Below are 10368 nucleotides of genomic sequence, written 5' to 3'. Positions count from 1 at the left end.
TACTGAAACAGAAAATTATTTTCTTATTTTATAAGATACAAATTATGCTGTTTTCTAATCCTGTTTTTAAAAATAAATTAAATAGTGGGTTTTGTTAAGGAACGACTAAATAAGAAAGGATGGGCGAGGAGCTCATCTTTTTTTTGATGCATTACAAAAAATGCAAAAACCTAAAACTACGAGAGAAAATCTCATTTCCAAAATGGCGCACTTATTGCAATTTTCTCGGAAATTTAAAATTATGAACCCAAGATTGATTAAAACCATTTTGACTTACGCAGCACCGTTTATCATTGGTTATGTCGTGAAGAAATTGGAAGAAAGACAAGCCAGAAAATCTACCGAAAAATCTGTTACAAAAGCATAAAGAAAGCCATCATATCGGTGGCTTTCTTTATTCAAAATCCACTTTGGCGCAGCATTTGAATTCCTTAATAAAATATTAACACTATGAAAAATTTTATCAATTTTGTTTCGCTCTTTTTATTAGCGGGAATGCTGACAAGCTGCGAGGCCGTCGAAACCATTTTCGAAGCCGGAATGTGGTGGGGAATTATCCTAGTGGTCGCGGTCGTAGCTTTGGTAGTTTGGTTATTGTCAAGGAGTAAAAACTAAAAAAGCGTCTCGAAAAAACCTCGGGACGCATTTGTTTTGTATGCTTTCGCACTTTGGGACAAGTTTTTTAAAGATTTTCCAATGCTGCCTTCAAGTCATTATAGCCTCCCCCGTTGTAAACATCAGTCATCCCTTCCGATTTGAAATATTCCACCGCCTTGCCCGATCGGTTCCCAGATCTGCAAAAGAAGATTTTCATTCCGTTCAGATTCAGGATTTCCTGTTTACGGTCTTCCAGCTCTCCCAAAGGGATATTTTGAGCTTCCTCGATATGGCCGTCCATTTCCAGTTCCAACGGTTCGCGCACATCGATTAGGTGATAATTTCCTGCTCTTAAGACATCTTCTAAAGCCATAATTTTATTTTTAACGTTTTTATTTCAAACAAAATTACAATATAAATTTTTAAAATATTGGGTACTTGTTGATAAAAAATCAGAAAATCATTTAGCGCAGGCGAACACTTGGCGATAAAATTATTAACAGTAATTTTGCAAGCTAAATGGACACCAAAGAGAAATATAGCAATTTGATCAAATCCAAAGCCGTGGCTTTTGGATTTCAATCCTGCGGTATTTCCAAAGCCGATTTTCTGGAGGAAGAAGCGCCCCATTTGGAGCAATGGCTGCAAAACAATTTCCACGGCGAGATGCATTATATGGAAAATCATTTTGACAAACGCCTCGATCCCAGACTGTTGGTAGAAGGTGCCAAGTCGGTCGTATCGCTCAGCTACAATTATTTCCCGGCAGAACAGCAAAATAACGCTGACTTCAAATTGTCAAAATACGCTTATGGCGAAGATTATCACGAGGTAATTAAAGAAAAACTCAGAAATTTGGTGGCCGAACTTCAGCAGGAAATTGGCGCGTTTGCTTTTCGGGTTTTTGTAGATTCGGCGCCGGTTTTGGAAAAGGCTTGGGCTAAAAGATCGGGCATTGGCTGGGTCGGGAAGAATTCTAACTTGATAACCAAGAAAAACGGATCTTTTTATTTCCTTGCAGAGATCATTTGCGATTTGGAGTTAATTGAAGATTTTCCCGTAACAGATCATTGCGGAAGCTGTACCCGATGCATTGATGCTTGTCCCACGAAAGCCATCGTTGCCGACAAAGTCATCGACGGAAGCAAATGCATTTCCTACGCCACGATAGAGTTGAAGGATCAGATCCCGGATTTCTTCAAGGACAAAATGGAAGATTGGATGTTTGGATGCGACATTTGTCAGGATGTCTGCCCGTGGAACCGCTTTTCAGCGCCAACTTTGGAAGAAAAATTCCGACCCAACTCTGCAGTCAAAAATTTCACAAAACAAGAGTGGAAGGACATTACCCGGGAAATATTTTCCTCGGTTTTCAAAAAGTCGGCGGTAATGAGAACGAAGTTTTCCGGACTAAAAAGGAATATCGACTTCCTGTCGGAATAGCTCTTTTTTCTTATTTTCTTTTTTGAAGTCTTTTGGGCGCAACTTTCACTCGGATTTTTTGTCTTTTGTTGGATTTACGGTTTTTCGGCATATTGTGGTTGATTTTCAATATTAAATTTGAGAATAATTTCCAATAAAACCAAGAAATATTAAAAAAAATTAACATTTCGATTGTATATCGATTTTTTTATTATCTTTATAGTTCGCACGATTCGAGAAACGCAAATGATGAGAAAGATATTAATTCTAACTTTAAAAACTATCGGCTTCATACTGGGAGCCGTTTTTTTATACATTATTCTGGCCATTTCGATACCGCTAATTCCCGTTCCCGCAGAGAAAACCGGTGATCCAAAAATCATTGAAGCCTACATCCTTACCAACGGTGTTCACACAGATTTGGTCGTTCCTGTCCACACAAAATTCATCAATTGGAGCGTAAAATTGCCTTACAGCAATACCAAATCGAAAGAAGAGAATCTAAAATGGATTTCCTTTGGCTGGGGCGACAAGGGTTTTTACCTCGATACGCCCACTTGGGCAGATCTCAAATTTTCGACGGCGTTCAAAGCTGCCTTTTGGCTCAGCGAATCTGCGATGCATTGCACTTATTACACTGAAATGAAAGAAAACGAAGACTGCAAAAAAATAATGCTGACCGAAAAACAATATCAAGATTTGATCAAATTCATCGATGATAAATTTGATAAGGATTCGGCAGGAAATTACCAGTTCATAAAAACCAACGCCGTCTACGGAAACAATGATGCGTTCTACGATGCAAAAGGCCGCTACAACTTCACCTACACGTGCAACACTTGGGCAAACGACGGACTGAAAGTTGCCGGGCAAAAAGCGGCTTTATGGACGCCAACGGATTTTGGAATTTTCTGGCATTATCAATAGTTTACTATTTTGGGCGGACAATTCGGGCTATCCAGGGGTGCCGTCCCGAGTGCCTCGGGACCGCTCGCTACGCTCGCGCCCTTCCTATCCCGGCCGCAATGTCAACATAAATTTGAATTTTCAGCCTATAAAAACGGCCTGAAAATGACTTTATTTAATTAAATTTGCCAACCAAAAGTTGATAATCAAAACCATCAACCAAGAACCAACAACAGACAACTATCAATGACTTCACAAGAGATAAGACAGCAATTTTTAGATTTTTTCAAAAGCAAAGAACATCTTATTGTTCCGTCTGCGCCAATCGTTCTAAAAGATGACCCAACGCTGATGTTTTCCAACTCCGGAATGACGCAGTTCAAGGATTATTTTTTAGGCTACAAAACACCGAAATCTTCCAGAATTGCCGATACCCAAAAATGTCTCAGAGTGTCCGGAAAACACAATGACTTAGACGATGTCGGGCGCGATACTTATCATCACACGATGTTCGAGATGTTGGGAAACTGGAGTTTTGGCGATTATTTCAAAAAAGAAGCCATCACTTGGGCGTGGGAATTACTGACAGAAGTTTACGGAATCCCGAAAGACAATCTGTATGTTACAATTTTCGAAGGCGACGAAAAAGAAAATCTGGAACGCGATACCGAAGCTTACGATCTTTGGAAACAATTCATTTCCGAAGACCGAATCATCAACGGAAACAAGAAAGATAACTTCTGGGAAATGGGAGCGAGCGGACCTTGCGGGCCTTGTTCCGAAATCCACGTGGACTTGAGAAATGATGAAGAAAAAGCGAAAGTTTCCGGCCTGGAATTGGTGAATAACGATCATCCTCAAGTTGTTGAAATCTGGAATCTCGTATTTATGCAATTCAACAGAAAAGCGGACGGAACTCTGGAAAACCTTCCTGCGAAACACATTGATACAGGAATGGGATTCGAGCGGCTGTGTATGGCGCTTCAGCACAAAGAATCCAATTACGACACCGATGTTTTTACCCCTTTGATCGCTAAAGTTGAAGAACTTTCGGGTAAAAAATATACCGGAATTTTAAACGACGAAAAGGACATCGCCATCCGCGTTGTCGTAGATCACATTCGTGCGGTTTCGTTTGCCATTGCAGACGGACAATTGCCTTCCAACAGCGGGGCAGGATATGTGATCAGAAGAATCTTGAGAAGAGGAATTTCCTATGCCTACAGATTTTTGGACAGAAAAGAACCTTTCCTTTTTGAGCTCGTTGCGGTACTTCAAGATCAAATGGGAAAATTTTTCCCGGAACTCGAGAAGCAAGGAACTTTGGTGACAGAAGTGATCAAAAGCGAGGAAGAATCTTTCCTTAAAACCATCGAAAACGGTTTGATCCGCGTTGAAAAATTGATTCAGCAAACGATTGCCGAAGGCCAGACAGTTTTGCCAAGCGAAGACGTTTTTGAGTTGTACGATACTTACGGCTTCCCCGATGATTTGACGAGAATTATTGCGGAAGAAAAAGGGTTGACCATCGATGAAGCCGGTTTCGAAGCAGAAATGGCGAAACAGAAACAACGTTCCAAAAAAGATTCCGCAGCCAAGGTTTATGATTGGGTCGTTTTGGAAGAAAAGCCTGAAACCTTCGTGGGTTACGATGTTTTAGAATCCGAAACTTACATCACAAGATATAGAAAAATAGAAAATAAAGACGGCGAATTTTATCAGATCGTTTTGAGCCATTCGCCCTTCTATGCAGAAGGTGGCGGACAAGTAGGCGACAAAGGCGTTCTCGAAAATGCAGTCGAAAGTTTGCAGGTTTTGGAAACCAAGAAGGAAAACGGATTGATTATTTCTTTAATTAACAGGCTTCCGAAAGATGCGGGCGCAGTTTTTTATGCAAAAGTTAACGCCGCCGACCGAAAAAATTCTCAGGCCAATCACTCGGCAACGCATTTGCTACACGCGGCTTTGAGAGAGGTTTTGGGAACGCACGTGGAGCAAAAAGGTTCTTATGTTGGCCCGGATTATCTCCGTTTTGATTTCTCGCATTTCAGTAAGCTGACGGATGAAGAATTGGCTTTGGTAGAGGAAAAAGTAAATCAAAAAATCAAAGAGAATTTGGCACTTCAAGAGTTCAGAAACATTCCGATTCAGGATGCTTTGGATAAAGGCGCAATGGCACTTTTCGGTGAGAAATACGGCGATACGGTGAGAATGATCCAGTTCGGAACGTCGAAAGAGCTTTGTGGAGGCACGCACGTGAAGAGCACAAGCGAAATTGGCCGGTTCAAGATACTTTCCGAAAATTCTGTAGCGGCAGGCATCCGTAGAATCGAAGCCATCTCCGGCGACAAAGCGGAAGAATATTTCAGGAATTTGGAAACGCAGCTTTCGGTGATTTCTCAATTATTGAAATCGAAAGATATCGTCAAATCTATTGAGAAATTGCTGGAAGAAAATGCAGCGTTGAAGTCGGAAATCGATTTCTTAAAAAAAGAAAAAGCGAAAGGCGAAATCCAAAATTGGAAAGATGATTTCCAAGACAAAAACGGCAAGAAATTATTAGTAAAAAAAACCTCGCTGGATACTGGTTCTGTGAAAGATATCGTATTCCGGCTGAAAAAGGAAACACCTAATTCTGTCATCATCATCATTTCCGATGCCGGCGAAAAACCAATGATAACTGTCGGCGTTTCCTCAGATTTAGAAGCCACTTACCATGCCGGAAATATTGTGAAAGAGCTGGCAAAAGAAATCCAAGGCGGCGGCGGCGGAAATCCCGGTTTTGCAACGGCTGGCGGAAAGAATCTCGCCGGCGTTGAGAATGCTTACCAGAAGGCTTTGGAGATTTAAGTTAACAGTCTCAAACGTAAAAAAAACGCCCAATTTAGAGCGTTTTTTTAATGAATTGATTGATCAAAGACCTTATTGCTTCAAAAATTCTTGGGCGAGTAGAAATATAAAAACTTCTTTGGCGCAGCCGGAAAATCGCTCCATTTCTCGCAATCGATTTCGTAACCAGCAACGCCGCAAGTCGGAAGATTTACGATCTCGTCGGTTAAAGAATTAGCAAAGTTAGAAATCCCGTTGTTGTGGGAGAATAGCGCTACGGACTGGATAGAATCGTCTAATTCCACAATCAGCTTCTCAAAATTTCGCTCTCGGGGGTTGTACAATGAGGCATCTGTAGAAAAAGATTTCTGAAAAACCTCGGCAAACAATTCGCAAGTTTGCAAAGCCCTTTTTGCCGGACTGGATATAAATGCGTCGATGCTGATTGATTTTTCTTTTAAAAAGCGAGCCATTTTTGGAGCATTGGTCATCCCCAACTCGGTGAGTGGGCGGTCAAAATCATCAACATCTTCCGGCCAGCCGCTTTTGGCATGCCGTACAAGTAAAAGTGTCTTCATCAACAAATAATTAATAATAATTTAAAATTAATAAAAAAGTGTCACTGTGACAATTTTTTATAACAAAAGAATTTTTTTATTTTTATTAGCTATCCATCACTTTGTCTTCATTTGTGCATTTAAAAATTGAACCTAATTTTAATAGAGTTTTTTGGTAATTTTTCTTATGAAATGCACATTTTTTTCCTCAATTTTTCTGTAAATTAAAAAATCCCAAGCGCAACATCTGCACCTGGGAATAATTATCTTCAATAAGGATATTTTTATGCCATTTTCATTCCGCCATCAATGACTAGCTTGCTGCCAGTAATAAATTGACTTTCGTCGGAAGCTAAAAACAAAACTCCTTTTGCAATGTCATCATTATTGGCATATCTTCCTAACGGGATAGAGGCTTCAAAATTCTTTTTCACCGTTTCGCCTGCTCCAGGTGCAAAGCCATCTTCCAAGGAACGCATCATACGGTTGTCAACAGGAGCGGGATGAACGGAATTTACCCGGATTCCTCTCGGCGCTGCTTCTAATGCTGCGGTTCGTGTAATCCCAATCACGGCGTGCTTACTAGCGGTATAAGCAATCATATTAGCAGTTCCCATAAGACCTGCAACAGATGAAGTATTGATAACGCTGCCACCGTCATTCATCTGTGGCAACACATATTTCAAACCCAACCATACACCTTTTACATTGACGTTGATTAATTTGTCAAACTCGTCTTCAGGATATTCGGTAAGTGGCTTTACAACACCTTCTATGCCTGCATTGTTGAAGAAGACATCTATTTTTCCAAATGTGTTTACCGCATGTTGCGCATATTTCTCTACATCACTTGCTTTTGTAACATCTGCCGCAATATAGCTCAGATTGGGACTGTTTAGGTCTGATGCTACTTTGCTCAGAGCATCTTCATTAATATCTACTATTACTACTTTTGCGCCTTCGGCTAAAAATAATTTGGCCACTGTGGAACCTATAGCACCAGAACCTCCGGTGATAACGGCTACTTTGTTTGCTAATCTTGTCATTCAATTTATTTTTAATGGTGATGAATTATTAAATAATTTTTTTGTTATTTCAATGAACCAAGGATGATTTCGGCTTTGCCTTCATAAGGCGGTTTGAAAAATTCGTCATTCGGAAGATCTGGTGATTGATAGACCACTGCACGTGCATTGGTCATTTCCAAAAAGCCAAATTTTCCATATCCTTTTCCTATACCACTTTCATTTACACCACCAAATGGTATTGCAGGGTCAAAGGCGTGCGTCATCAGATCATTTACGGTGACACCTCCTGAAGTGGTATGACTAATAATATACTCAGTAAATTCACTGTCGTTACTAAAAACATACAGACCAAGGGGTTTTTCAATGGCGCGTATAATTTCTACAATTTCTTCTTTGCTTTCATAAGTGATGATTGGCAAAAGTGGTCCGAAAATTTCTTCTTTCATAATAGCTGAGTCCAAAGAAACGTTTGTCAATAATGTAGGCTGTATTTTGCGAAGTTTTTCATCAAAAATACCTCCAACTTCTACATTGGCTCCTTTGGCAACTGCGTCATCAAAAAGTCTTTTCAAACGATTGAAATTCGGTACATTGATAATCTGGTCGTAATCATCATAATTAAAGTCTCCTTTAGTATAATAAGCATCCTTGAGGTAGGTATTGGTTTTTTCTATAAATGCTTTTTCCATACTTTTTGGTATCAAGACATAGTCGGTATCCATACAAATTTGCCCAGCATTTAATGCCTTTGCTTTGATAATACGGAAAACAGCCTTGTCCAAATCTGCAGATTCGTGGATAATAGCAGGTGCTTTGCCGCCCAGTTCTAAAGTTACAGAACTCAGATTTTCTGCGGCAGCTTTCATTACAATTTTTGCCACTTTCGGACTGCCTGTAAAATAAATATGATCAAATGGCAGTTTGAGTAATTCTGTAGTTTCTGCAACTCCACCTTCGATTACTGTAACTTCGTTCTCATCAAAGCAATCGGCTATAAGTTTGTTTAGCAGCGCACTGTGGTTTGGCGTAAGTTCTGATGGTTTGATGATTGCTGTATCACCAGCTGCGATTACTGATATGAGAGGATAGAGTGTTAGGAAAAAAGGAACATTCCAAGGACCAACTATCAAAACGACACCTTTAGGCTCATAAACAATTTCCGTTTTGAAACCTGTTGGGGGTTGATAAGCGGCCTCAATGGGTTCGCGCTGCAACCATTCTGCTACGTGGGCAACTGTATAGTCAATGTGGTTAATTAAGGTGCCCACCTCGATTGCATAACTTACCACGCGTGGTCTTTGAAAATCTGCATAAAGTGCTTCAGCTACTTCTTCTTTGTACTTCAAAACCGTCTCGCGGAATCTTTTTAATTTTTCGATTCGCTCTTCAGCGGAGGTTTGTTTTATAACGTGTTGATGCACTTTTTGCGCATCAAAGACATTTCGGATTTTTTGGGCAAAATCTATGCCCTGTGTTGCTGTTTCCATAATGTTCTATTTTGTCTATTAGGTTAATTTTAAATTTTGTAATGATTACAAATAGCTACATAATCTTTCTTTATTGAGGCATACGTAAAATAGCCTTTAATGTTTTTCCAGATTCTGAATCTTCAACAGCTTGGTTAATATCTTCGAAATCATAAAATTTAATTAATTTATCAAACGGGAAGAGACCTTGTTGGTACAAATTGATCAATTTTGGAATAAATAGATCTGGGACACTATCTCCTTCGATTACAAATTCTATAGATTTTCCCATCATCAAGTTGTTGTAGGTAATTTCCATTTTTTCTTTTACCGATACACCTACCAAAGCGCAACGTCCCATATAGCGAAGCGATAAGATAGCTTGTTCAATTACTTCACTTCGGCCAGTAGTGTCAAAGGCATAGTGTAAGCCTCCAGGTGCAATATCTCGGGTAACAACTTCAGAAACTACCTCATTTCGGCTATTAATAGTGTGTGTTGCGCCTAATTCTTTGGCAAGTTCAAGGCGATTATCGTGTACATCTACGGCAACGATGGTGGTACAACCCGATGCTTTAGCCGCCATCAGGGCAGACAAACCTACAGGACCAATACCAAAGATTACGATGCTTTGTCCTGGACGCGGTTGCAATACATTGAGCACTGCACCGGCACCAGTTTGAATTCCACAGCCCAAAGGACCTAAAATTTCCAAATTAATATCCTTGCTAACTTTAACAACATTGTTTTCTGCAATCAGGGAATAGGTAGCGAAAGAAGATTGACCAAAGAAAAAAGTGTTCAGTTCTTTACCGTTTTCACCGTGAAAAGGACAAGAACCATCTGCACGATGCCCATTGCCGAAATTTAGTGGGAAAAACTGCTCACAATAAGCAGGGTGACCGTCTTTACAATAGGTACATTTTCCACAACTGGCTGGTGCCAGCACAACGTGGTCGCCCACCTGAACTTTTGTAACGGCACTTCCTATTTTTTCTACAATTCCCGCTCCTTCGTGTCCTAAAATAGAAGGAAACGGAAAAGGCATTTGCATATCTCGGACTGATATATCCGTATGGCATAAGCCTGTAGCTACAATTTTTACTAATACTTCCTCTGGATGCAATTCTGTATCCAATTGTGCATCTGTAATTTTGAATTCTTCACGTGGTGCGTTCAGCACTGCTGCTTTAATTTTCATAATAAAAAAGTTTGTTAAATCAAAAAATTTTGTGTTCTAAAGTTAATTATAAAAAAGACAGCAAACTGATTTTTAACCTTTTTTATGATTTGATGTGATATTGAGTTAAAGAATTCAAAACCAGCGAAAGGAGTGGACTATTTTAATCGCAAAAGGGTAAGGTTTCGTAATCAGAAACCCAATAGATTATCAGAAAAAAATGTATTTGGTAGTCGAGGAGATTGTATCAGGATATTCAGCATCAACAAAATTCAGGAAACTGTAGCCGTACGAATATCTGCGTATAAGAGGAGATACTAGTCATCGATCGAATTCCTTTTTTAAAAACTAAAGCGTGAAAATATAGAAGAAATAGCCAAAGC

10 protein-coding genes are annotated in these 10368 nt (G+C 39.7%); 5 read left to right on the top strand and 5 right to left on the bottom strand.

Features of this window, described 5'->3' with window-relative positions; all coding sequences use genetic code 11:
- The first annotated feature begins 160 nt into the window (after positions 1 to 160).
- Together DTW91_RS11605 and DTW91_RS11600 are read left to right on the top strand one after the other, a co-directional pair.
- Entirely contained in the window at positions 161 to 367 is a 207-nt protein-coding gene (locus tag DTW91_RS11605) for a hypothetical protein (protein ID WP_125203529.1), read from the top strand.
- Positions 368 to 450: 83 nt separating this feature from the next.
- Positions 451 to 615 carry a phosphatidate cytidylyltransferase gene (locus tag DTW91_RS11600; protein ID WP_125203528.1) on the top strand — a complete coding sequence of 55 codons (165 nt, stop codon included), beginning with the start codon at positions 451 to 453 and terminating at the stop codon, positions 613 to 615.
- Between the two features lie 67 nt (positions 616 to 682).
- Here the strand turns inward: DTW91_RS11600 and DTW91_RS11595 are convergent, their stop codons facing one another.
- Positions 683 to 970, bottom strand: coding sequence for a rhodanese-like domain-containing protein (locus tag DTW91_RS11595; protein WP_125203527.1), 288 nt, complete (start codon positions 968 to 970; stop codon positions 683 to 685).
- Between the two features lie 146 nt (positions 971 to 1116).
- Here DTW91_RS11595 and queG point away from each other — a divergent pair, with 146 nt between their 5' ends.
- The 3 genes from queG to alaS all read left to right on the top strand — a co-directional run bounded on the left by queG (position 1117) and on the right by alaS (position 5775).
- Entirely contained in the window at positions 1117 to 2040 is a 924-nt protein-coding gene (gene queG / locus DTW91_RS11590) for a tRNA epoxyqueuosine(34) reductase QueG (protein ID WP_125203526.1), read from the top strand.
- Positions 2041 to 2268: 228 nt separating this feature from the next.
- Positions 2269 to 2946, top strand: coding sequence for a TIGR02117 family protein (locus tag DTW91_RS11585; RefSeq protein WP_125203525.1), 678 nt, complete (start codon positions 2269 to 2271; stop codon positions 2944 to 2946).
- 225 nt (positions 2947 to 3171) lie between these two features.
- Positions 3172 to 5775 carry an alanine--tRNA ligase gene (gene alaS, locus DTW91_RS11580; protein WP_125203524.1) on the top strand — a complete coding sequence of 868 codons (2604 nt, stop codon included), beginning with the start codon at positions 3172 to 3174 and terminating at the stop codon, positions 5773 to 5775.
- A gap of 80 nt (positions 5776 to 5855) precedes the next feature.
- Here the strand turns inward: alaS and DTW91_RS11575 are convergent, their stop codons facing one another.
- The 4 genes from DTW91_RS11575 to DTW91_RS11560 form a co-directional block, all read right to left on the bottom strand.
- Positions 5856 to 6332 (bottom strand): SixA phosphatase family protein, encoded by a 477-nt coding sequence (locus DTW91_RS11575; protein ID WP_125203523.1) that lies wholly within the window; start codon positions 6330 to 6332, stop codon positions 5856 to 5858.
- A gap of 263 nt (positions 6333 to 6595) precedes the next feature.
- The gene (locus tag DTW91_RS11570) at positions 6596 to 7357 is read right to left on the bottom strand and encodes an SDR family NAD(P)-dependent oxidoreductase (protein ID WP_125203522.1); all 762 of its coding nucleotides are present in this window, start codon (positions 7355 to 7357) and stop codon (positions 6596 to 6598) included.
- Positions 7358 to 7401: 44 nt separating this feature from the next.
- Positions 7402 to 8826, bottom strand: a complete 1425-nt coding sequence (locus DTW91_RS11565; RefSeq protein WP_125203521.1) for an aldehyde dehydrogenase family protein — start codon at positions 8824 to 8826, stop codon at positions 7402 to 7404.
- A gap of 70 nt (positions 8827 to 8896) precedes the next feature.
- The gene (locus DTW91_RS11560) at positions 8897 to 10006 is read right to left on the bottom strand and encodes an NAD(P)-dependent alcohol dehydrogenase (RefSeq protein ID WP_125203520.1); all 1110 of its coding nucleotides are present in this window, start codon (positions 10004 to 10006) and stop codon (positions 8897 to 8899) included.
- Between the last annotated feature and the right edge of the window lie 362 nt (positions 10007 to 10368).

Origin of the sequence: Chryseobacterium sp. SC28 (genome assembly GCF_003932955.1) — a bacterium.
Taxonomy (GTDB): Bacteria; Bacteroidota; Bacteroidia; order Flavobacteriales; family Weeksellaceae; genus Epilithonimonas.
This window is presented reverse-complemented; position numbering and strand designations above follow the sequence as displayed.

What these genes read in the sequence shown, in the direction of transcription:
- DTW91_RS11605 (WP_125203529.1), top strand. Translation starts at nt 161, where the DNA reads ATGCAAAAACCTAAAACTACGAGAGAAAATCTCATTTCCAAAATGGCG.
- DTW91_RS11600 (WP_125203528.1), top strand. Translation starts at nt 451, where the DNA reads ATGAAAAATTTTATCAATTTTGTTTCGCTCTTTTTATTAGCGGGAATG.
- DTW91_RS11595 (WP_125203527.1), bottom strand. Translation starts at nt 970, where the DNA reads ATGGCTTTAGAAGATGTCTTAAGAGCAGGAAATTATCACCTAATCGAT.
- queG (WP_125203526.1), top strand. Translation starts at nt 1,117, where the DNA reads ATGGACACCAAAGAGAAATATAGCAATTTGATCAAATCCAAAGCCGTG.
- DTW91_RS11585 (WP_125203525.1), top strand. Translation starts at nt 2,269, where the DNA reads ATGAGAAAGATATTAATTCTAACTTTAAAAACTATCGGCTTCATACTG.
- alaS (WP_125203524.1), top strand. Translation starts at nt 3,172, where the DNA reads ATGACTTCACAAGAGATAAGACAGCAATTTTTAGATTTTTTCAAAAGC.
- DTW91_RS11575 (WP_125203523.1), bottom strand. Translation starts at nt 6,332, where the DNA reads ATGAAGACACTTTTACTTGTACGGCATGCCAAAAGCGGCTGGCCGGAA.
- DTW91_RS11570 (WP_125203522.1), bottom strand. Translation starts at nt 7,357, where the DNA reads ATGACAAGATTAGCAAACAAAGTAGCCGTTATCACCGGAGGTTCTGGT.
- DTW91_RS11565 (WP_125203521.1), bottom strand. Translation starts at nt 8,826, where the DNA reads ATGGAAACAGCAACACAGGGCATAGATTTTGCCCAAAAAATCCGAAAT.
- DTW91_RS11560 (WP_125203520.1), bottom strand. Translation starts at nt 10,006, where the DNA reads ATGAAAATTAAAGCAGCAGTGCTGAACGCACCACGTGAAGAATTCAAA.